Genomic DNA, 20912 nt, shown 5'->3' with positions numbered 1-20912 from the left:
ACTCCGGCCGCAAATCAATTACCTCGAAGGTTATTGAAGACGCGGCGCAGCCCTGCGACATTCGCGGCCATGGACATGGGCGATGGATTTCCCCGATTGCTGCGGGAATGGCGGCAGAAGCGCCGCTGGTCGCAGCTTGATCTCGCGCTCACCTCGGGCGTTTCGCAGCGGCATATCAGCTTCCTTGAATCGGCGCGGGCCAATCCCAGCCGGGCGATGATCCTGCAATTGAGCGAGGCGCTCGAAGTGCCGCTGCGCGAGCGAAACTTGTGGCTCACTGCTGCCGGGTTCGCCCCGCTCTACCGCATGCGCACGCTCGATGATCCGCAGATGGTGCAAGTCATGGGCGCGGTCAGAATGATGCTCGCCGCGCACGAGCCCTATCCCGCATTGGCGCTTGACCGGGCGTGGAACGTGCTCGTCGCCAACCGCCCCTTCGAGGCGCTGGCCGCGCTGCTCGGCGAGGATATCTGGGAACGGGTGGGTGGCGGAAGCCGCAATCTGATGCGGCTGTTTTTTCACCCGCAAGGCATCCGACCCTTCGTCACCAACTGGGCGGCGGTCGGCCCGCTGCTGTGGCAGCGCGCGGTGCGCGAGGCGCACGAACTGGCGGGCGCCGACATGCAGGCGGTGCTGGACAGCCTCGCGCCGTTCCAGGAACCGGAGACGCTTTGGGCGGCGAGCGACACCGCGCTGCTGCCGGTGGTGCCCTTCACGCTCGGGCTTGGCGAGCAGCGCATCTCGTTGTTCGCGGTGATCGCCACGTTTGGCACGGCGCAGGACGTGACGACCGATGAGTTGCGCATCGAGACACTGTTTCCAGCCGATGCCGGGACCGAGGCGCTGTTTCGCGAGATGGCGTTGCCACCTGAGGTGACGTATTTGCCGCAATGACCTGCGAGGTAATTGGCTTCATTACAACACTGGTCCACAGTGCGCCCCAGACACAAGACAAGGAGGATCAAGGACCATGGAGCCCATCGAAACAGTCACGGCTTTTCTGAAGGCGATGGAGCCGCTGGATTACGAAACGGCACTGCAATACATCGCAGAGACCTGCGAATACACCAATCCGCCCCCAATCGGCACTGTACATGGCCCGGCCGGGGTGCGCGCGGTGCTGGAGCCGTTCTTCGCGCCGACGAGGGAGAACGAGTTTCGCGTGCTGCGTGCGGTGACTGCCGGGCCGGTGGTCATGCTTGAGCGGCTCGACCGGCACCGGCTGGATGACAAGTGGGTCGAACTGCCGGTGACGGGCGTGTTCGAAGTGCACCATGGGCAGATCACCTACTGGCGCGACTATTTCGATGCCGCAACGATCCTCTCTCAGTGGCCTGCCGGTTGAGCGCACAGGCAAAGGGGCCGGCGAACGGGTGTTCGCCGGCCCCTCTTGCTGCCTTGCGCCGATGGTTCAGCGCAGGCGGATAGGCAGGTAGACGGCCGGCTGGCCGCGGCGCTGGATGCGCAGCAGCACCGCCTCGCGGTTCTCGGCCTTGGCCTGACGCACCACCGCTTCGAGATCGGCGGCGGTCATCACCGGCTTGTAGGCGGCGGACAGCACGATGTCGCCGCGCTGCAGGCCCTTGGTCGCGGCATCGGCCGAATCATCGACCGCGGTGATCACCACGCCCTTCGTATCCTCGCTCGCGCCGAGCTGGCGCGCGATCTGCGGGGTCAGCGGGATTACGGCGATGCCAAGCGCCTGCTGGACCACCGGGCCGGCGGGCTTGCTGGGCTTGCCCTGGCCGCCGAACCCGTCGCCTTGCTGGGTATCGGGATCGAAGGTCTGCTGCGCCAGTTCCTCCTCGCTCGGCCGCTTGCCGACAACCGCCTGCACCGTGAGGCGCTGGCCGTTGCGAATGAGCTCGATCGGGATACGCTTGCCGGGCGCGGTGTTGGCAACGATGAACGAGAGCGTCTGGTCCGGCGTCACGTCCTTGCCATCGACCCTCACGACCACATCGCCCGGCTGCATCCCGGCCTTGGCCGCGCCTTGCCCGGCCACAACCGACTGGATGAACTCGCCCCGGTTCTTGGCAAGACCAAGGCTGGCCGCCAGATCGTCGGACAGCTGCTGGATCTGCACGCCGAGATAGCCGCGATCGATCGCCTGGCCGCTGCGCAGCTTTTCGACGATGGGTGCGGCGATTTCCGCCGGAATGGCAAAGCCGATGCCGACGCTGCCGCCGGTGGGCGAGAAGATCGCGTTGTTGATGCCGATCACGTTGCCGGCCATGTCGAACATCGGTCCGCCCGAATTGCCGCGGTTGATCGAGGCGTCGGTCTGGAGATAGCGATCATAGGCCGAGCCCGTGCCGGTGTTGCGATAGACCGCCGAAATGATCCCGCTCGTCACCGTGCCGCCAAGGCCATAGGGGTTGCCGATCGCGATGATCCAGTCACCGACGCGCGCGGTGCGCGAATCGCCGAACTTCACGAACGGAAACGGCTTGGCGCCGCTGATCTTGAGCACCGCGAGATCCGATGCCGCATCGCGGCCAATCAGCTTGGCCGGGTAGTCCGTGCCGTCGGTCATGGTCACGGTGATCGATTCGATCTCACCCTGACCTTCTGCGGTGATCACGTGGTTGTTGGTGACAACGTAGCCGTCGGCGGAGATGATGAAGCCCGCGCCGAGCGATTGCGCCTCGCGCGTCTGCGCGCCGCCACCACCGCCGCCGCCCTGTCCGCCGCCGAACAGGTCGCTGAAGGGTGTGCCAGCGAAGGGATTGGTGTTCTGCACCTTCACCCGCTGGCGGGTGGAGATGTTGACCACGGCAGGCTTGAGCTGCTGGGTAAGGTCGGCAAAGCTGGCCGGGGCCCCGCCGCGCGGGACGACGGTCTGCATCTGGGCCGAATCGTTCTGGGCCACCTGGGCACCGGCCGGGAAGCCCGTTGTCAGGGTCAGCGCGCTGCCGGCGAGGAGCAGCGCCGTAGTCACTCCATAAGCGTATCGCACGTGGCATTTCCTCTTCAAATGTGCGGCGGCGCGCAGGTCACGCGCGCCCAGATACCGTTACAAGTCCCTGTTCCGATTCCGTGCTCCGATTCCGGGCGGCTTCGTTTTCACTATTCAGCGCCTTAACCGGGATTGAATAGCCGGCCCGCGCGGCGTGCAGGGGGTCTATTTGCCCCCCTTGAACTGGCGCAGATAGGCATTGTCGGGCGAGAGTACGATCGAGGTGCTGCTGCCCTTCTGCGCGAAGGTCGCGTCATAGCTCTGCATCGCGCGGTAGAAGTCGTAGAAATCGGGGTCCTTGCCAAAGCTGTCGGCATAGGTCTTGGCGGCGGTCGCTTCGGCCGTGGCGCGAATGATCTGCGCGTTCTTCTGGCCACCCGCGCGGATCGTGGCGGCTTCCTGCTGGCGTGCGGTTGCCATGCGGGTGAAGGCGCTTTCGAGCGGAGCGCCGTCGGGCAGATCAGCTCGCTTGATCCGCACGTCGATCACTTGCGCGCCATATTCGCGCGCCTCGCGATCGAGGCCCTTGCGAATATTGACCATGGCCTGGCCGCGGTCGGCGGTAAGCAGCGAGGCGAATGTACGCTTGCCCAGTTCCTGGCGCAGCGCCGAATTGAGGATCGGCGAGAGCTGTTCGGCCACCCGGCTCACTGTCCCGGCGGTCTGGAACATCTTGACCGGATCGATCACGCGAAAGCGCGCGTAGGCATCCACTTCGAGCCGGCGCTGGTCCGCAGAGGTGACCTGCTGGCGGTCCATGTCGACATCGAGCACGCGCTTGTCGATCCGCACCACCTGTTCAAGGAAGGGGATGCGCCAGACGATCCCCGCGCCTGTCTGGCCGAAATCGGCATTGGGGCGGAAGCGGTTGACCACGCGGTTGGGCTCGCCCAGCCGCACGATCACCGCCTGCTCCTCTTCGCCCACGACCGTCAGGCAGCTCGAGATTACCAGCAGTCCGACCGCAACGGCGACCAGCGCGGCCTTCTGCTCCTGCCAGAGCCTTATGAAGAACTGTTCCATCTCAGCGGCGCTCCCCGGAATTGGCCACCGTGTCGGCAGGCGGAACCGACTTCAAGCCCGGCAGCGGCAGATAGGACATCACCCCGGGGGCTTCGAGAATGACCTTGTCGGTCTGGCTCAGCACACGCTCCATGGTTTCGTAGTACATGCGCCGCCGCGTCACTTCGGGGGCCAGCTTGTACTGGGCATAGACTTTGTCGAAGGCGGCGGCCTCGCCCTGCGCGCGCTGGGTCAGCTGCTGTGCCCAGGTCTCGGCGCGGTTGACTTCGCTGCGGGCATCTTGCTGCGCGGCGGCCACGTCCTTGAAGGCATCGACCACCTTGGCCGGCGGATCGGCTTTCTTGATCTCCACGCCCTGGATTTTCACACCCGCACGATAGGCATCAAGCACGCGCTGCATGCGCTCGCGCACGTTTAGTTCGATCGCGGCGCGGCCCGAGCCCATCGCGTCGTTGAGCGTCACCTCGGCGATCGACTGGCGCATCGCCGCCTCGGCCACTTCCTTCACCGTCGCGGCAGGTTCGGCCAGCTGGAAGGTGAACAGCTTGAGGTCCTTGATGTTCCAGCGCACGAGGTAGGTGAGGTCGACGAGGTTCTGGTCACCCGTCAGCATCAGCCGCTCGCCTTCGCCCTCGGGGATCGAATCGCGCCGGATCGAAGTAACGTCCTCGACCGAGACCGACTGGATCGGCCAGGGCAGGGTCAGCGAAACGCCGGGATCGATGGTCCGGCTATAGGCGCCGAATGTAGTGACCACGCCCTTTTCCTGCGCCGCGATGCGATGAACCATGGTGGTGCCGAGCCATATCAGCACGACCACGCCGATCGCGATCGGAACCCAAGAGCCGCCGCCCGGAGCCTGCGGCAGGCGGAAGTTGCCGGGGCCGCCGCTCCCGTTCCCGCCGCCTCCGCCGCCACCGCGGCGGCGGAACAGATCCTCGATACCCTGCCCACGGCGCGCGTCAGGCGATGAGGGCGGCAGCCAGGGGTTGCGCGGGCCATTGCCGCCGCGAGGCGGTGGCGGCGGCGTTTCGCCGGGTGCGGGGCCATCGCCGGATTCGCCGGCGGAATCGCCCGCGCCCCGGTCCTCACCGCCCGCATCGTCACCGGAACCTGCGCCCCAGGGGCTCTTCTTGCCGGCCATTGCAAGGCCGATCCGCGAAAGTCGTCCACCGAAAGAGATCATGACAGGGACTATAGGTACGCTCTCCGGTTAAAAACAGTGTCTCACTGCCAAAATTCCTCTGCTAGGGGACGCCCGTTGGGGCATTGGCCCCGCCAGAATGGGAAAACAGGTTTGAGCCTCGATCAGACGGCGCTGGAACAGGCAGTGCGCATGGCCGCGGGAGCGCGGCTGCAGACGGCAAAAGCGGACGGCGAAACCGCCTCGATCGTGCTCGAGGTCGGCGGGCTCGACCGCGCGGGGCGCGATGCGCTGGAAGCCAAGGTGCGCGAGGCGGCACGGGCTGCTGGCGCGGCCGAAGTGCGCGTGGGCATGACGGCCGAGCGGGTGACCCGCCGCATCGTTGCGGTGGGTTCGGGCAAGGGCGGTGTCGGCAAATCTACGCTTTCGGCCAATCTCGCCGTTGCCATGGCGCGGCTGGGGCGCAAGGTCGGGCTGGTCGATGCCGATATCTACGGTCCCTCGCAGCCACGCCTGCTGGCGACCGAGGGCCGCAAGCCCGAGGCCGAGGGCCAGAAGCTGCACCCGGTACAGAGCCCCTTCGGCGTGCCGATGCTGTCGATGGGCCATCTCGTCCAGCCCGGGCAGGCGATTGCCTGGCGCGGGCCGATGGCGGGCAATGCGCTGGGCCAGCTGATCGACGCGCACTGGGGCGATGCCGAGATCATCGTGGTCGATCTGCCGCCCGGTACCGGCGACGTGCAATTGACCATGCTGCAGAAGCACAAGCCCGCAGGCGCGGTGATCGTCTCGACCCCGCAGGACCTGGCACTGATGGATGCCACTCGCGCGATCGGGCTGTTCGAGCAGGGGCAGGTGCCGATCATCGGCATGGTCGAGAACATGGCTGGCTACATCTGCCCCCATTGCGGCGAGCAAAGCGATCCCTTCGGCGCAGGCGGCGCGGAAGCGGCGGCGATGTCGATGAAGCTGCCCTTCCTCGGCCGCGTGCCGCTCGATCTTGCGATCCGGCGCGACAGCGATGCCGGGCTGCCCCCGGCGGCTGGTGAGGGTGCCGGAGCCGAAGTCTTCGCGGCCATCGCGCGCAAGGTGCTCGCCTGGCTGGATGCACCGCAGGGATGAGGCTTACCCGGCGCGGGCTGATGATCGGCGCGGGCGGCGCGGGCGCGCTGCTTGTTGCCTTCGCCTTGGCGCCGCGCCGTTTTGCCAGTGCACTCGTGGCGGGACCGGGCGAACATGTGTTCGACAGCTTCATCCGCCTTGCCGCCGATGGCGCTGTGAGCGTGGCCGTGCCGGTCTGCGAGATGGGGCAAGGCATTTCCACGCTCATGGCGCAGATCGTGGCGGTCGAGCTGGGTGCGAACTGGCAGCGCATCGGGGTGGAGCCTGCGCCTGCGAGTCCGGTTTACGGTGATCCGGTGCTCGCCGCGCGCTGGGCGCCGCTGTGGCAGTCGGGCTATCTCCCCGTGCTCGCCGACAGCCCGGACGATTGGCTGGCGCGCATGCACGCCGAGCGCGAGCCGCTGATGATCACAGCCGAAGGCACCGCGCTCGCTGCGTTCGAGGCGCCCTTGCGCGCGGCGGCAGCTGCCTTGCGCGCCATGCTGATGCAGGCTGCCGCCGCGCGTTGGAATGTCGGCTGGGAAACGCTCGATACCGCCGGTCACTTTGTGGTGAACGGCAAGCAGCGCCTCGGCTTTGCCGCGTTGATCGAGGACGCGCTGCGCTACGATCCGCCCGATCCCCCGGCGCTGCGGGCCGAACCGGCGAAGGAGCGGCCCGGCCAGTTCCCGGAAGGCACGCGGCCGGCTTTCCCCCGGCTCGACCTGCCTGCCAAGGTCGACGGCAGCTTTGTCTTCTCGGGCGACGTGCGCTTGCCCGGCATGGTCCACGCCGCGATTGTCCACGGGCCGCAGGGCGATACCGTGCTGTCGAGCTACGACCACAAGGCAGCCGGCAGCGTGCGCGGGGTGATCGGCGTGGTCCGGGCCAAGCGCTGGCTCGCGGCCGCTGCGGATACCTGGCACGCTGCACACAAGGCGGTGCTGGCGATGGAACCGCGGTTCCGCGCCGCCGGGCGGATCGCCGATTCGACCGCGCTTGAAAACCGGATCGATACCGCGCTGCGCAAGGGCGCGGCGACCCGGGTCATGGCCGAGGGCGATCCCGATGCGCTTCTGGCAAAGCCAAGCCTCACCGCGCGCTACGATATCGAGCCCGCGCTCCACGCCCCGCTCGAAACCGCAATCGCAACGGCGCGGCTTGCAGGCGACAAGCTCGAGCTCTGGCTCGCCACGCAGGCGCCCGAACTTGTCCGCCGACAGGCTGCGCGCGCGGCGGGTGTGCCGCGCGGCAATGTGGTGGTCTATCCGATGCACGCCGGCGGCAGCTTCGATGCCCGGCTTGATGCGCGCATCGCCGTCGAAGCGGTAATGATCGCCAAGGCGCTTGGGCGGCCGGTGCAGCTGTTGTGGTCCCGCTGGGAGGAATCGCTCGCAGGCTTTCCGCGCACGCCGGTCTCGGCGCTGCTCTCCGCCTCGCTCGGACCCGACAAGCGCCAGCTGCTTGGCTGGCGCACGCGGCTGGCGCTGCCCGCCACCGCGATCGAGGCGGGCGCGCGGCTGCTGGATGGGCTGGACGCGCTGGACGCGCTGGCGGCCGCGAAAGGCCGCGCCGATCCGCTCGCCTGCGAAGGCGCGATGCCGCTCTATGCAATTCCCGAGCGCGCGGTCGATCACGTGCCAACACCGCTGCCGCTGCCAACCGCGCGCTACCGGGGCAATGCCCATGCCTATGGCGCCTTCCTCACCGAATGCTTCGTCGATGAATGCGCGCATTTCGGTGGGTCCGAGCCTTTGTCCTATCGCATCGGCATGCTGGCCGGGCAGCCGCGGCTGGCCGCCTGCCTCGTCGGCGCGGCACGGCTGGCGATGTGGGGTGGCGGTGCGGATGCGTCCGGGCAGGGCATCGCCTGCCACCGCATGGACCTCGCCGCGCCCGAAGGCCTGCGCAGCGGCTTCATCGCGGTCGTCGCCACCGCGCGGCAGGAGGAAGGCGCGGTGCGGGTCGATCAGCTGACCGCCTGGCTCGACATCGGGCGGATCGTGAACGTGGATGTGGCGCGCCAGCAAGTCGAGGGCGGGCTGATCTTCGCGCTGGCGCAAGCAATCGGCGGCAGCACCGGCTATGCTGCGGGTCTGCCGCTGGCGGGCCGGCTCGCGCAGCTCGGCCTGCCGCTGCTGGCCGATTGCCCGAAAGTTGATATTGCCTTCGCCGAGTCGGACGAGCAACCGTTCGATCCCGGCGAACTTGCCACCACCGCGGTCGCACCGGCCATTGCCAATGCGCTGTTTTCTGCCACAGGACTGCGCTTTCGCCGCCTTCCCCTGCTTTCCGAAGGGCTCTGACCTAGCGTCATGGATAAACCTGCCGACCATCCCCGGGTTCTCACCGGCAAGATCGGGGTGCTTCTGGTCAACCTCGGCACGCCCGACGCGCCCGACGAATCTTCCGTGCGGCGCTATCTGGCCGAGTTCCTGTCCGACCGCCGCGTCGTGGAGATTCCGCAGATCATCTGGCAGCCGATCCTGCGCGGCCTCGTGCTGCGCACCCGGCCGCGCAAGTCGGCGCATGCCTACAGCCAGGTCTGGACCGACGAAGGCTCGCCGCTCGCCGCCAACACCGCCGCCCAGGCGCGCGCGCTGCAGGCGCGGCTCGGCGATGCGGCGATCGTGCGCCATGCCATGCGCTACCAGAAACCTGCCATGGCCGCAGAGCTTGACCGGCTGCTGGCCGAAGGCTGCGAGCGCATTCTCGTCGCCCCGCTCTATCCGCACTATTCCGGTGCGACGACGGCAAGCGCGCTCGATGCCGTGGCCGACTGGATCAAGAGCCGCCGCCGCCTGCCTGCGCTGCGCACACTGCCGCCCTATCACGATGATCCCGCAACGATTGCCGCGCTCCACCGCGACCTTTCGGCGCAGATCGCCGCGCTCGATTTTTCGCCCGAGCTCCTCGTTCTGAGCTTCCACGGCATGCCCGAGCGCACCTTGCGGCTCGGCGATCCGTATCATTGTCATTGCCAGAAGAACGCGCGCCTGCTGGGCGAGGCCTTTGCCCGGTCTCACCCCGGCCTAAAGCTTGCGACCAGCTTCCAGTCGCGGTTCGGGCGCGCCAAGTGGCTCGAACCGGCGACCGACGATGTGATCAAGGCGCAGGCCGAAAACGGCATTCGCCGGATGGTCATCGCTGCGCCCGGCTTCTCTTCCGATTGCCTAGAGACGATCGAGGAGCTCGGCATCCGCGGGCGCGAGGATTTCGAGGCGGCGGGCGGCACGCATTTCGCCGCGCTCACCTGCCTCAACGCGGGCGAGATCGGCATGGAGCTGCTGGAAACGCTGGTGCGGGGGGAACTTGCCGGCTGGATTTGACTTTGCTGACAGTCGTGTCATTAACCGATCGGTTAAGGGCGCAAGCAGGAGCAGGGCCGTGGCAAGTGTGGCAGCTAACCGACCTCTACCGAACCGTCCGCAGGACGTTCAGAACGAGCGCGGCAATCCGCACTGGATCCGCCTGAACGACCAGAGCGAGCTCGATTCCATTCCGGGCGAAGACGGCTGGCCGGTTTTCGGCACGACCTTCCAGCTGCTCGCCGACCCGCCTGGCTACAACAAGCGGATGCGCGCGAAGCATGGCGATGTCTACCGCACGCGCAGCTTCGGGCGGCGGCAGGTCACGCTGATCGGGCCCGATGCGAACGAGCTGGTGCTGTTCGACCGCGACAAGATCTTCTCCTCCGAACAGGGCTGGGGCCCGGTTCTCAACCTGCTGTTCCCGCGCGGCCTCATGCTGATGGATTTCGCCGCGCACCGCGCTGACCGGCGCGCGCTGTCGATCGCCTTCAAGCCCGAGCCGATGCGCCACTACTGCGACCTGCTCAACGCCGATATCGCGCGCGGCGTCGAAGCCTGGGGCGAAGGTCCGCGCAAGTTCTATCCCGCGATCAAGGCGCTCACGCTGCAAACGGCGGCGACCAGCTTCCTCGGCTTGCCTTTCGGGCCCGAGGCGGATCGGCTCAACAAGGCCTTTGTCGACATGGTCCAGGCCGCGGTCGCGCCGATCCGCCGCCCGCTTCCCTTGACCGCGATGGGCCGGGGCTATGCCGGGCGCCGGCTCATGGTGGACTATTTCACCCGCCTGCTGCGCGAGCGGCGCGCCAATCCCGGGCAGGACATGTTCAGCCAGTTCGCGCTCGCCCGGCGCGACGAGGATGCGGGCGGCGAGCTGCTGCCCGAGGACGTGGTGGTCGATCACATGATCTTCCTGATGATGGCCGCGCACGACACGATCACCAGTTCCTTCACGACGCTCGTCTGGCAGCTGGCGAAGAACCCCGAGTGGCAGGACAAGCTGCGCGCCGAGGCTCGCGCGGCGGCGGGCGGCGACGGGCGGCCGCTGCCCTTCGATGCGCTGGGGCAGATGGAACTGACCGACATGGCGATGAAGGAGGCGCTCAGGATCATGCCGCCGGTGCCTTCGACCCCGCGCCGGGCACTGAAGGATTTCACCTTTGCCGGACACCGGATACCGGCGGGCACCGATGTCGATGTGAGCGCGGCAGCGGTCCATGCCGATCCCGAGTTGTGGCCCGAGCCGGAGCGGTTTGATCCGCTGCGCTTCACCCCCGCAGCGGTCGCCGCGCGGCACAAGTATGCGTGGATCCCGTATGGCGGCGGGGCGCATATGTGCCTTGGCCTCCATTTCGCGACGATGCAGACGAAGCTGCTGGCCCACCATATCCTCACCCGCTACCGCATCGAGACCGCCCCGGGCTATGCGCCAGTCTGGCAGCCCTGGCCGATCCCCAAGCCGCGCGATGGCCTGCAGGTCACGTTCCGGCGGATCGGCTGATCACCCGCGCGGCGCAGGTGGTTGACGATTCGCCTTGCCGCAGCTAAGGGCCGCGCTTTCCGGAGAGTCTTGCAGGGCTCCGCCGGGGCAACCGTATTTTTGCCGCTCGCAGCCCTTGCGGGTCCGGCTCTTGAAACAGGACAGACATGGCCAATACGCCGCAAGCCCGTAAGCGCATCCGTCGCAACGCGAACCGTGCCGAGATCAATGGCAACCGCCTCTCGCGCATCCGCACGTTCGTGAAGAAGGTCGAAGCCGCGATCGCTGGCGGCGACAAGGCCGCTGCGGCCGAAGCCCTGCATGCTGCCCAGCCCGAACTGGCGCGCGGCGTGGCCCGCGGTGTGCTCCACAAGAACACCGTCGCGCGCAAGATGTCGCGCCTGTCGAAGCGAGTCGCCTCGCTCTGATTCGGTCTTCGCCCCCTCTCGAGGGGGTTCGACGTACATAAACGGAACGCGGCTGGCGTCTTTGACGCCGGCCGCTTTTCGTTTCAACCGTGTGACGGTCTGTGTCGCCTGCTTTTGAAGCAGACTTGTAACGCACGAGTCGCAGTTTTCTGCCGATTCGCGGGCGAGCCTGGGGAAATTTCAATCTTTTCAACACATTGATTGATTTCCGCCACGTTTACGGCGTCAAGATTCTTTATTTCAGTTTTTTTGCGATCCAGCGCTTGCGAATCCCTCCCCAAGGCCAATAGACAGGACTTCCCGATGCGGTGCCAGACCTGCCTCAGCAGATCCGGCGGCGCTTTCGGGGTCACGACATTCGCAAGTTTCATGGCCGGGGGCAGGGGTGCTTCCCGGTGCGGGGTAGATTTGTGCCTGCGGCAGGGGGTGCTGAAGCAGGTCATGGGGTGAGGATAGCGACGCGTGAAGATCGATGAATTTGCAGGCAGCGGTGGTCGGGGCACCGCGGCCCAGGCGGCAGAGGCCGTTTCGGGCAGGAAAGGTCGGGACACCAACATGATCGAGGATCAGGAAGCGCTCGATCTTGCGGCAGATTGGGCAGACATCAGCCAGGGCCTCAAGAAGGATCTGGGCCCGCAGCTCCACAGCCAGTGGATCAAGCCGATCCAGGTCGGCTCGTTCTGCAAGGAAACCGGCACGCTCGACTTGTTCCTGCCGACCGAGTTCTCGGCGAACTGGGTGGCGGACCGTTTTGCCGACCGGCTTTCGCTCGCGTGGAAGATCGCGCGGTCCGAAGTGCGACAGGTGCGCATCGCGGTCCATCCGCGCCGCCGTACCATGCCCGAGCTCCGCATGGGCGGGATCGCCGCCAACGATACCGGCCAGGCCCTTCCGGTGCAGCGCCAGGCTGCTGTCCCGCTCAGCGCCGATGCCGCGGTCACCGGGCTCGATCCCTCGCTCACCTTTGCCGAATTCGTCTCGGGCGCGGCCAACGTCCTCGCGGTCAACGCCGCTCAGCGCATGGCCGCGCTGGAGACGCCGCAGTTCTCGCCGCTCTACCTCAAGGGCTCGACCGGGCAGGGCAAGACGCACCTGCTCCACGCCATCGGCCACGCTTATGCCGCCGCCCGCCCGGGCGCGCGTATCTTCTACTGCTCGGCCGAGCGCTTCATGATCGAGTTCGTGCAGGCGATGCGTTCGAACGAGATGCTGGAATTCAAGGCGCGCCTCCGGGGCTTCGACCTGCTTCTGGTCGACGATATCCAGTTCATCATCGGCAAGGCCTCCACGCAGGAGGAATTCCTCCACACTATCGATGCGCTGATGAGCGCGGGCAAGCGCCTCGTCGTCGCCGCCGACCGTGCGCCGCAGGCCTTGGACGGGGTCGAGCAGCGCCTGCTCTCGCGCCTGTCGATGGGTCTCGTCGCCGATATCCAGCCGGCCGATATAGACCTGCGCCGCAAGATTCTCGAACACCGCCTCGCACGCTTCACCAGCACGCAGGTGCCCGCGGACGTGATCGAGTTCCTGGCGCGCACAATCAACCGCAACGTGCGCGAGCTTGTCGGCGGGCTGAACAAGCTGATTGCCTATGCGCAGCTTACCGGTCAGCCGGTCTCGCTGCAGCTTGCCGAAGAACAGCTCACCGATATCCTCTCGGCCAACCGCCGCCGGATCACGATCGACGAGATCCAGCGCATGGTCTGCCAGTTCTACCGTGTCGATCGCACCGAGATGGCCAGCAAGCGCCGTGCCCGCGCGGTGGTGCGTCCGCGGCAGGTGGCGATGTACCTCGCCAAGGTGCTCACGCCGCGTTCCTACCCCGAGATCGGGCGCAAGTTTGGCGGACGCGATCACTCGACCGTGATCCACGCGGTCCGGCTGATCGAGGAGCTGCGCACGCGTGATGCCGATATGGACGGCGATGTGCGGACCTTGCTCCGCCAGCTGGAAGACTGAGGGAAGACGGAACGTGCGAGGGCCGAACACCCTCGCATTTTCCCTGCTTTCTCCCTAACTGCAAAGCCATGACCCCCGACCGTCTCGACCGTTTTGCCCGCCATATCGTCCTGCCCGAAATGGGCGGCGCCGGGCAGTCGAGGCTGGTCGGGAGCCATGTCGTGCTGGTCGGGCTCGGCGGGATCGGCAGCCCGGCCTTGCAGTATCTGGCGGGCGCGGGCGTTGGCCGGCTGACCTTGATCGACGACGACACCGTCGCGGCCTCGAACCTCCAGCGGCAAACCATCTTCAAGACCGGCGATATCGGCCGGGCCAAGGCCGAGGCCGCGGCCGAGTGGCTCACCGCTTTCGACGACCAGATCGAATTTGCCGCGCATGCCGTCCGCCTGACGCGCGGCAACGCCGCCGCGCTGATCGCGGGAGCGGACGTGGTGCTTGATGGCTGCGATAATTTCGCGACGCGGCTGGCGGTTTCGGATGCCTGTTTCACGGAGGGCGTGCCGCTGACCAGCGCGGCCTTGGGGCGGTTCCAGGGGCAAGTGGCGAACTTTGCCGGGCACCGCGCGGGCCATGCCTGCTACCGCTGCTTTGTCGGCGATGCGTTCGATGCGGAGGATTGCGATACTTGCGCCGATACCGGGGTGCTCGGCGCGATGGTCGGCATGGTGGGGGCGTTTGGTGCGATGGCGGCCTTGCGTGTGCTGCTGGAAGGCATTTCGACGCTGGGTGATCCGCAGTGGGGGCAAGTCCATGTGCTCGACGGGCTGAAGCCCGCGCTGCGCACGATGCGGATTGCCAAGGACCCGGAGTGTCGGGCCTGTGCCGGGTGATGTGATTCGCGCTTAGGCGCGGAGAAGAAGAAAGAAGAGTTGTTTCGCGCAGAGACGCAGAGGAAGCAGAGAACGCAGAGATGTTGCTTCGCGCCGCAGGCGCTGTCTTTCCATGCAAGGCCAGATTGATGCACGGCTTCGCCGGAACACATGACGCCTCTGCGCACTCGGCAATCTCTGCGTCTCTGCGTGAAAATCTATTTCCCTAGCAATTCTTCCACCCACGCAGGCACAATCTCGCTCGCTGGGCCAAGGCGGGTTTCATCGAACCACGAAGAACCTTGCGAGCGTTCCAGATTGAGTTCGAGCGTCGCGGCACCAAGCTCGCGCGCGGTGCGCACGAAGCCTGCGGCGGGATAGACTGCGCCCGAGGTGCCGATCGAGACAAAGAGATCCGCCTCGCTGAGCGCCGCGAAAATCTCGTCAATGCGGTAGGGCACTTCCCCGAACCACACGACATCGGGACGCAGAAAGGGCGCCGAGCAGGCCGGGCAGGGCGGGCGGTCGAGCAGCGGGCCGGTCCAGCGATGGCGGCTGTCGCAGGCGGTGCACCAGACGGTGAGGTGCTCGCCGTGCATGTGGATCACGCGAAGCGAGCCGCCGCGTTCGTGCAGATCATCGACATTCTGGGTGACGAGCGTGACGCTGCCCCCGGGCACTCGCTTCGGCCATTCGCGCTCGAGCCGACCCAGGGCGACGTGCGCTGCGTTCGGCTCCTTGGTCTGGATCGCCTCGCGCCGCATGTCGTAGAAGCCCAGCACGAGATCGGGATCGCGGGCAAAACCCTCGGGCGTGGCGACGTCTTCCACGCGGTGCTGCTCCCACAGGCCGCCGGCCGAGCGGAAGGTATCGATCCCGCTTTCGGCGGAGACCCCGGCACCTGTCAGGATGACGATGTTGCGGTATGTCTGCATCGCGGCCATGAAGCACGCCAGACACGAGGTGAGCAAGCATGACCGTTGGGGCTAGAGTCGGCATTATCGGCAGCGCGGGTCGCATGGGGCAAGTGCTGGTGGACGCGATCGCGGCGGCCGGGCACGACCATGCTGGCGGAATCGACCAGGGCGGCGATGCGCTTGCGCTGGCTCAGGCGAGCGATGTGCTGGTCGATTTCTCGGCGCCCGCCGCGCTGGAATTCAATCTCGATGCCGCAATCCATGCAGGTGTTCCCATCGTTGTCGGCACGACGGGCCTTGCCGAGCGTCACCACTGGCTGATCGATGCGGCAGCCGTCAGCGTGCCGGTGCTGCAGACGGGCAACACCTCGCTTGGCGTGACCTTGCTGGCGCATCTGGTGCGCGAGGCGGCCATGCGGCTGGGTGAGGACTGGGATATCGAAATCACCGAGACTCACCACCGGATGAAAGTCGATGCGCCTTCGGGCACGGCCCTACTGCTTGGCGAGGCGGCGGCGGCGGGCCGCGGGGTGCGGCTCGAAGAGGAGGCCGTACGCGGGCGCGACGGTGTGACAGGCGCGCGCAAGGCCGGCACGATCGGCTTTGCGGCCCTTCGCGGGGGCAGCGTGGCGGGGGATCACACCGTCCATTTCCTCGCCGACAACGAACGCCTCTCGTTCTCGCACCTTGCCGAGAATCGCGCCATCTTCGCGCGCGGGGCGGTACGGGCGGCGCTGTGGCTGCTGGGCAAGGAGCCGGGGCGCTACACCATGCCCGAGGTTCTGGGGCTTTGAGGAAGGACCAGATCTTCGAGTTCTTCCGGCGGCTTGCCGAAGCTAACCCGGCACCCGAGACCGAACTCGAATTCGGCAATGTCTACCAGCTGCTGGTCGCGGTCACGCTCTCGGCGCAGGCGACCGACGTGGGCGTCAACAAGGCGACGCGCGCGTTGTTTGCGAAGGTGAAGACCCCGGCGCAGATGCTGGAACTGGGCGAGGAAGGCCTCAAGGAGCACATCAAGACGATCGGGCTGTTCAACAGCAAGGCGAAGAACGTGATCGCCATGGCCGAGATCCTTATGCGCAAGCATGGCGGGGAAGTGCCGAACGACCGCGACGCGCTGACCCTGCTGCCCGGCGTCGGGCGCAAGACAGCGAACGTTGTGCTCAATTGCGCTTTCGGGGCGGAGACCTTCGCGGTCGACACGCATATCTTCCGGGTCGGCAACCGCACCGGGCTCGCCAAGGGCAAGACCCCGCTGGCGGTGGAGAAGCAGCTCGAGAAGAAGGTGCCGCAGCCATTCCGCGTGGGCGCGCATCACTGGCTGATCCTGCACGGCCGCTATGTCTGCAAGGCGCGTACGCCGGAGTGTTGGCGCTGCGGAGTGGTTGACCTTTGCGGCTTCAAGAGCAAGGTTCCCGAGAAGGGGGCGAAACCTGCGACGAAGTCCGCGACTCGGGGGGCGGAGACGCGGAAAGCCAAGGAGTAGAAGCCATGCGTGCTTTGAGAACCGCCGCCCTGATCACCTTCGCCACCACCACGCTGGCGCTCGGCGCCTGCGCCCAGAAGGGCAGCCCTGGCTGGGCCAGCAACGGCCATGCCGCCAATGTGCCCGCCGCCACGCCCAATGGCCCGGCGGTGAGCTGCATTCCCATCGCCCAGATCCAGCAAAGCCAGGTGCGCGATGACTGGACCATCGATTTCCGCATGGCCGGCAACAAATGGTATCGCAACACCCTGCCGAACCGGTGCGGCAGCCTCGGGTTCGAGCGCGCCTTCTCCTATGAGACTTCGCTGCCGCAGCTGTGCAATGTCGATATCATCAGGGTGTTTCCTTCGGGCGGCATCCCGCGCGGCCCCCTCAACGCCTGCGGGCTGGGACAGTTCCAGCCGGTGACCTTGGCAAAGCAAGCCAAGTAAGGCCCACTTGCTCGTCCTTGCGAGGAGCGCAGCGACGAAGCAATCCAGAGCGGTTTGCATGGTGCTCTGGATTGCTTCGCCACGCTTGCAATGGAGAGGTGTTGAGGAGGCCTCTTAAGCCTCCGGATCGAGGTTCAGCCCCCTGCGGCCATGCTCCGGCGTATCGTGCGGGGGCAGGGCCTCGGACGCGTCGGGGTCCATGGGCGGCTGGAGCATGCCTTCCCACTTGGTGATCACCGAAGTCGCCACCGCATTGCCGACGACGTTGGTCGCCGCGCGGCCCATGTCGAGGAAGGTATCGACACCGAGCAGCAGTGCCACGCCTTCCACCGGCAGGCCGAACTGCGTGAGCGTCGCGGCGATCACCACGAGGCTCGCGCGTGGTACCCCGGCGATGCCCTTCGAGGTGACCATCAGTGTGAGCAGCATGGCAATCTGCTGCCCGGCCGAAAGCTGGATGTTGTAAGCCTGCGCGATGAACAGCGTCGCGAAGCTGGTGTAGATCATCGAGCCATCGAGGTTGAAGCTGTAGCCCAGCGGCAGGACGAAGCCCGAAATGCGGCGCGGCACGCCGAACCGGTCGAGCTGTTCGAACAGCTTGGGCAGCGCACTTTCCGAACTGGCGGTGGAGAACGCTAGCAGGAGCGGCTCTCGGATATAGCGCGCCAGCAGGAGCACCCGCTTGCCGCCCAGGAAGACTGCGGCAAAGCCCATCAGGATCACCCAGAGCAGCATCAGCGCGATGTAGAACTCGCCTGCAAACACGCCGTATGTCACGATGATCCCCACGCCGCGGGTCGCGATCACCGAGGACAGCGCGCCGAACACCGCGAAAGGCGCAAACCGCATCACATAATCGGTGATAGTGAGCATCAGGGTGGCGAGCGCCTCGGCCCCGCGCACCAGCGGCGCGCCCTCCTCGCCCATCGCCGAAAGCCCGACCCCGGCAAACACCGAGAACACCAGGACCTGCAGCACGTTGTTTTTCGCCATCGCATCGAGCGCGCTGGTCGGGAACACTTCGAGCACGAAATGGCGGATGGTGAAGTCTGCGGTCGCGAGATCGCCGACCGGTGTGGCGGAGGTGATGTTGAGCCCCACGCCCGGCTGGAACAGGTTTACGAGCACAAGGCCGAGGCTGATCGATATGAGGCTGGCCGTGATGAACCACGCCAAAGCCCGCCCGCCGATGCGCCCGAGCGCGGTGCTGTCGCCCATACTGGCGATGCCCGTGACCAACGTCGCCAGAATCAGCGGGGCGATGATCATCTTGATGAGGTGGAGGAACACCTCGGGCAGGAGCTTCAGCAAGTCCGCGATGTCGGCGAGCCGCTTGTCGCCTGCCGGATAAGACACGTTGAGCGCATAGCCGGTGGCAATGCCGACAAACATGGCGATCACGATGTAAAGTGTCAGGCGCTTGCCCACGGTCCGGCTACCCCAGTGTTGTTGTTGCTCGCCAGCCTAGCTGGCATGGTGCCCCGCGGCAACGGACCGCGCCAAGGGTGTGGTGCAGCAAACCGGGAGAGGTCGATGGAGCATATCACCATGGAGCAGCGGGGCCGGGTGACGCGCATCACGCTGGCGCGACCGCAAGTGCTCAATGCGATCAATGCCCGGATGCACGAGGAGCTGGAAGAGGCCTTCAATGCCTTTGCTGCCGACGAGGGGCAGTGGGTGGCGGTGGTGACCGGGCAAGGCCGGGGTTTCTGCGCGGGATCGGACCTCAAGGCAGCTGCGGCAGAAGGCTTCAAGTCCTATCCGGCGCATGGCTATGCCGGGCTGATCGAACGGTTCGATTGCGACAAGCCGATCATCGCGGCGGTCAACGGGCTGGCCTTTGGCGGCGGATTTGAAGTGGCGCTGGCCTGCGATCTGATCATCGCGGCTGAGAGCGCCCGCTTCGGTCTGCCCGAGCCCCGCGTCGGCGCGGTGGCGCTGGGCGGCGGGCTGCACCGGCTGGCGCGGCAGATTGGGCTGAAGCGGGCGATGGGCATGATCCTTTCGGCGCAGCCCGTCGATGCGGCGGAAGGCGAACGGCTCGGTTTCGTGACCGAAGTGGTGCCCGATGCCCAACTGGAAAGCGCTGTGGAGCGCTGGGTGGAGACGATCCTCCAGGGCGCACCGCTTTCGATCCGGGCCTCAAAGCAGGCGGTCATGCGCGGGCTGGATGAGCCGGGCGTGGCTGCGGCCATGGCGGCGCAAGCGGCCTATCCGGCCTTCGCGGCATGGTCCGCGAGCCAGGACTTGCGCGAGGGAACCACCGCCTTCGCTGAAAAGCGCCCGCCGGTGTGGCAGGGGCGCTAGGTTCGCCTCAGCCCCCGCACTGCGCGCGGTGCATGAGCTTCTGGTCTGCCAGCACCAGCGCCATCATCGCCTCGACCACGGGAACACCGCGAATGCCCACGCAGGGGTCGTGGCGGCCCTTGGTGAAGAGCTCGGTGGCCTCGCCTTCGCGGGTGATCGTGGGGACGGGCGTGAGGATCGAGGAAGTGGGCTTGAACGCCACGCGCACGTGGACCGGCTGGCCGGTGGAAATGCCGCCTGCGATGCCGCCAGCATGGTTGGCGAGGAATTCCGGCGCTTCGGAACCGGGGCGCATCGGATCGGCATTGCCTTCGCCGGTGTTGGCGGCCGCCGCGAAACCGTCGCCGATCTCGACGCCTTTGACCGCGTTGATGCCCATCATCGCGTGGGCCAGTTCGGCATCGAGCTTGGCATAGAGCGGTGCGCCCCAGCCGGCGGGGACGCCGCTGGCGGTGCATTCGACCACCGCGCCGAGTGAGGAGCCGGCCTTGCGGGCATTGTCGACCAGCGCCTCCCAGCGCGCGGCGGCCTTGGCGTCGGGGCAGAAGAAGGGGTTGCGGGTGATCTCGGACGCATCGAAATTGGCCGGGTCGATCGCATCGCCGCCAATGGCGCTGACCCAGCCGAGCACGCTGACTTCGGGGATGACGAGGCGGGCGACGGCTCCGGCTGCAACGCGCGCGGCGGTTTCACGCGCGGAGGAGCGGCCCCCGCCGCGATAGTCGCGAAAGCCGTACTTGGCATCGTAGGCATAGTCGGCGTGGCCGGGGCGATAGGCCTTCGCCACATCGCCATAGTCCTTCGAGCGCTGGTCGACGTTCTCGATCATCAGGCTGATCGGGGTGCCGGTGGTGCGGCCTTCGAAGACGCCGGAGAGAATGCGGACCTGATCGGGTTCCTGCCGCTGCGTGGTAAAGCGTGATTGGCCGGGGCGGCGGGCATCGAGGAAAGGCTGGATGTCGCTCTCGCTGATCGAAAGGCCCGGCGGGCAGCCATCGACGACCGCGCCAAGGGCGGGTCCGTGGCTTTCCCCCCAGGTGGTGAAGCGGAATGCGTGGCCGAAGGTGTTGAAGCTCATGGTTGGCCGCTTTGTCGCAAGTGGGCTGAAAAGTCCATTCTGTGCGCTTTCACCACCCCCCAACCCCCGCCTCTGAAGAGGGGGGAGAAAGCACTGAAAAGCCCCATCCTCTTTAGAGGAGGGGGTTGGGGGTGGTGGAAACCCGCGCTATGGCCCGCCCCATGTTCCTCGTCGTCTTCCGCAACCGCAAGCGCGCCGATATCGACGCCGCTGCCTATTCCGCCGATGCCGATGCGATGGAAGCGCTCGCTGCCGCGCAGCCGGGCTACATTTCGTTCAAGAGCTACACCGCCGAGGACGGCGAAGTCGTGGCGATCAGCGAATGGGTGGATGAGGCGGCAGCGCTGGCATGGCGGCGCGTTGCTGAACACGCCGAGATGCAGGCCAAGGGCCGCGAGGAATACTACGAGGACTACACCCTGTTTGCGGGGACGCCTAACCGGGTGCATCGCTTTGAACGGCCCGGATCATGACCGCAG

Annotated in this window: 20 protein-coding genes; 14 read left to right on the top strand and 6 right to left on the bottom strand. The window is 66.6% G+C overall.

Going from position 1 to position 20912, the window contains the following annotated elements; genetic code table 11:
• The first annotated feature begins 69 nt into the window (after positions 1-69).
• Both WCL10_RS00435 and WCL10_RS00430 read left to right on the top strand, forming a co-directional pair.
• Positions 70-894: a helix-turn-helix transcriptional regulator gene (locus tag WCL10_RS00435; RefSeq protein WP_336893635.1), complete on the top strand. Its 825-nt coding sequence runs from the start codon at positions 70-72 to the stop codon at positions 892-894.
• 76 nt (positions 895-970) lie between these two features.
• Positions 971-1345: a limonene-1,2-epoxide hydrolase family protein gene (locus WCL10_RS00430; RefSeq protein WP_336893634.1), complete on the top strand. Its 375-nt coding sequence runs from the start codon at positions 971-973 to the stop codon at positions 1343-1345.
• A gap of 66 nt (positions 1346-1411) precedes the next feature.
• Here WCL10_RS00430 and WCL10_RS00425 read toward each other — a convergent pair whose 3' ends face one another.
• The 3 genes from WCL10_RS00425 to WCL10_RS00415 form a co-directional block, all read right to left on the bottom strand.
• A complete protein-coding gene (locus WCL10_RS00425) occupies positions 1412-2959 on the bottom strand; it encodes a Do family serine endopeptidase (protein ID WP_336893633.1) in 1548 nt (515 codons plus the stop codon).
• Positions 2960-3124: 165 nt separating this feature from the next.
• Positions 3125-3982, bottom strand: coding sequence for a protease modulator HflC (locus WCL10_RS00420; RefSeq protein WP_336893632.1), 858 nt, complete (start codon positions 3980-3982; stop codon positions 3125-3127).
• 1 nt (position 3983) lies between these two features.
• A complete protein-coding gene (locus WCL10_RS00415; RefSeq protein WP_336893631.1) occupies positions 3984-5126 on the bottom strand; it encodes a protease modulator HflK in 1143 nt (380 codons plus the stop codon).
• Positions 5127-5318: 192 nt separating this feature from the next.
• Here WCL10_RS00415 and WCL10_RS00410 point away from each other — a divergent pair, with 192 nt between their 5' ends.
• From WCL10_RS00410 to WCL10_RS00380, 7 genes are all read left to right on the top strand, one after another.
• Entirely contained in the window at positions 5319-6248 is a 930-nt protein-coding gene (locus tag WCL10_RS00410) for an Mrp/NBP35 family ATP-binding protein (protein ID WP_336893978.1), read from the top strand.
• Positions 6245-8533, top strand: a complete 2289-nt coding sequence (locus tag WCL10_RS00405) for a molybdopterin cofactor-binding domain-containing protein (protein ID WP_336893630.1) — start codon at positions 6245-6247, stop codon at positions 8531-8533. Before WCL10_RS00410 ends, WCL10_RS00405 begins: the two co-directional genes overlap by 4 nt.
• A 9-nt stretch (positions 8534-8542) precedes the next feature.
• Positions 8543-9556 (top strand): ferrochelatase, encoded by a 1014-nt coding sequence (gene hemH, locus WCL10_RS00400; RefSeq protein ID WP_336893629.1) that lies wholly within the window; start codon positions 8543-8545, stop codon positions 9554-9556.
• A gap of 58 nt (positions 9557-9614) precedes the next feature.
• Positions 9615-11036 carry a cytochrome P450 gene (locus WCL10_RS00395; RefSeq protein ID WP_336893628.1) on the top strand — a complete coding sequence of 474 codons (1422 nt, stop codon included), beginning with the start codon at positions 9615-9617 and terminating at the stop codon, positions 11034-11036.
• A gap of 146 nt (positions 11037-11182) precedes the next feature.
• Positions 11183-11443, top strand: a complete 261-nt coding sequence (rpsT, locus tag WCL10_RS00390) for a 30S ribosomal protein S20 (RefSeq protein WP_054123826.1) — start codon at positions 11183-11185, stop codon at positions 11441-11443.
• Positions 11444-11998: 555 nt separating this feature from the next.
• Complete coding sequence (gene dnaA, locus WCL10_RS00385) at positions 11999-13402, top strand: chromosomal replication initiator protein DnaA (protein WP_336893977.1); 1404 nt, start codon at positions 11999-12001, stop codon at positions 13400-13402.
• 68 nt (positions 13403-13470) lie between these two features.
• The gene (locus WCL10_RS00380; RefSeq protein WP_336893627.1) at positions 13471-14232 is read left to right on the top strand and encodes a HesA/MoeB/ThiF family protein; all 762 of its coding nucleotides are present in this window, start codon (positions 13471-13473) and stop codon (positions 14230-14232) included.
• Positions 14233-14429: 197 nt separating this feature from the next.
• On the opposite strand, the gene WCL10_RS00375 is transcribed toward WCL10_RS00380, so the two are convergent.
• The gene (locus WCL10_RS00375) at positions 14430-15146 is read right to left on the bottom strand and encodes an NAD-dependent deacylase (RefSeq protein ID WP_336893626.1); all 717 of its coding nucleotides are present in this window, start codon (positions 15144-15146) and stop codon (positions 14430-14432) included.
• A 38-nt stretch (positions 15147-15184) separates the two neighbouring features.
• Here WCL10_RS00375 and dapB point away from each other — a divergent pair, with 38 nt between their 5' ends.
• From dapB to WCL10_RS00360, 3 genes are read left to right on the top strand one after another with little or no spacing between them, the layout of a single operon-like run.
• Complete coding sequence (gene dapB / locus WCL10_RS00370) at positions 15185-15922, top strand: 4-hydroxy-tetrahydrodipicolinate reductase (RefSeq protein ID WP_336893625.1); 738 nt, start codon at positions 15185-15187, stop codon at positions 15920-15922.
• On the top strand, positions 15919-16617 hold the full coding sequence (gene nth / locus WCL10_RS00365; protein ID WP_336893624.1) for an endonuclease III: 699 nt from the start codon (positions 15919-15921) through the stop codon (positions 16615-16617). Before dapB ends, nth begins: the two co-directional genes overlap by 4 nt.
• A gap of 5 nt (positions 16618-16622) precedes the next feature.
• Positions 16623-17048 carry a hypothetical protein gene (locus tag WCL10_RS00360; RefSeq protein ID WP_336893623.1) on the top strand — a complete coding sequence of 142 codons (426 nt, stop codon included), beginning with the start codon at positions 16623-16625 and terminating at the stop codon, positions 17046-17048.
• 114 nt (positions 17049-17162) lie between these two features.
• Here WCL10_RS00360 and WCL10_RS00355 read toward each other — a convergent pair whose 3' ends face one another.
• A complete protein-coding gene (locus WCL10_RS00355; protein ID WP_336893622.1) occupies positions 17163-18476 on the bottom strand; it encodes a dicarboxylate/amino acid:cation symporter in 1314 nt (437 codons plus the stop codon).
• A 105-nt stretch (positions 18477-18581) separates the two neighbouring features.
• Here WCL10_RS00355 and WCL10_RS00350 point away from each other — a divergent pair, with 105 nt between their 5' ends.
• Positions 18582-19355 (top strand): enoyl-CoA hydratase-related protein, encoded by a 774-nt coding sequence (locus WCL10_RS00350; RefSeq protein WP_336893621.1) that lies wholly within the window; start codon positions 18582-18584, stop codon positions 19353-19355.
• 7 nt (positions 19356-19362) lie between these two features.
• On the opposite strand, the gene aroC is transcribed toward WCL10_RS00350, so the two are convergent.
• A complete protein-coding gene (aroC, locus tag WCL10_RS00345; RefSeq protein ID WP_336893620.1) occupies positions 19363-20433 on the bottom strand; it encodes a chorismate synthase in 1071 nt (356 codons plus the stop codon).
• A 161-nt stretch (positions 20434-20594) separates the two neighbouring features.
• Here aroC and WCL10_RS00340 point away from each other — a divergent pair, with 161 nt between their 5' ends.
• The gene (locus WCL10_RS00340) at positions 20595-20906 is read left to right on the top strand and encodes an antibiotic biosynthesis monooxygenase (RefSeq protein WP_336893976.1); all 312 of its coding nucleotides are present in this window, start codon (positions 20595-20597) and stop codon (positions 20904-20906) included.
• The last annotated feature ends 6 nt before the right edge of the window (positions 20907-20912 follow it).

It is taken from the genome of Novosphingobium sp. (assembly GCF_037133355.1).
Lineage (GTDB): Bacteria > Pseudomonadota > Alphaproteobacteria > Sphingomonadales > Sphingomonadaceae > Novosphingobium.
The sequence above is the reverse complement of the archived record's forward strand: the minus strand, read 5'-3'. Positions and strand labels throughout refer to the sequence as shown.

Coding starts and splice junctions, on each gene's coding strand:
- WCL10_RS00435 (WP_336893635.1), top strand. CDS start 70: ATGGACATGGGCGATGGATTTCCCCGATTGCTGCGGGAATGGCGGCAG.
- WCL10_RS00430 (WP_336893634.1), top strand. CDS start 971: ATGGAGCCCATCGAAACAGTCACGGCTTTTCTGAAGGCGATGGAGCCG.
- WCL10_RS00420 (WP_336893632.1), bottom strand. CDS start 3,982: ATGGAACAGTTCTTCATAAGGCTCTGGCAGGAGCAGAAGGCCGCGCTG.
- WCL10_RS00415 (WP_336893631.1), bottom strand. CDS start 5,126: ATGGCCGGCAAGAAGAGCCCCTGGGGCGCAGGTTCCGGTGACGATGCG.
- WCL10_RS00410 (WP_336893978.1), top strand. CDS start 5,319: ATGGCCGCGGGAGCGCGGCTGCAGACGGCAAAAGCGGACGGCGAAACC.
- WCL10_RS00405 (WP_336893630.1), top strand. CDS start 6,245: ATGAGGCTTACCCGGCGCGGGCTGATGATCGGCGCGGGCGGCGCGGGC.
- hemH (WP_336893629.1), top strand. CDS start 8,543: ATGGATAAACCTGCCGACCATCCCCGGGTTCTCACCGGCAAGATCGGG.
- rpsT (WP_054123826.1), top strand. CDS start 11,183: ATGGCCAATACGCCGCAAGCCCGTAAGCGCATCCGTCGCAACGCGAAC.
- dnaA (WP_336893977.1), top strand. CDS start 11,999: ATGATCGAGGATCAGGAAGCGCTCGATCTTGCGGCAGATTGGGCAGAC.
- WCL10_RS00380 (WP_336893627.1), top strand. CDS start 13,471: ATGACCCCCGACCGTCTCGACCGTTTTGCCCGCCATATCGTCCTGCCC.
- WCL10_RS00375 (WP_336893626.1), bottom strand. CDS start 15,146: ATGCAGACATACCGCAACATCGTCATCCTGACAGGTGCCGGGGTCTCC.
- dapB (WP_336893625.1), top strand. CDS start 15,185: ATGACCGTTGGGGCTAGAGTCGGCATTATCGGCAGCGCGGGTCGCATG.
- WCL10_RS00360 (WP_336893623.1), top strand. CDS start 16,623: ATGCGTGCTTTGAGAACCGCCGCCCTGATCACCTTCGCCACCACCACG.
- WCL10_RS00350 (WP_336893621.1), top strand. CDS start 18,582: ATGGAGCATATCACCATGGAGCAGCGGGGCCGGGTGACGCGCATCACG.
- aroC (WP_336893620.1), bottom strand. CDS start 20,433: ATGAGCTTCAACACCTTCGGCCACGCATTCCGCTTCACCACCTGGGGG.
- WCL10_RS00340 (WP_336893976.1), top strand. CDS start 20,595: ATGTTCCTCGTCGTCTTCCGCAACCGCAAGCGCGCCGATATCGACGCC.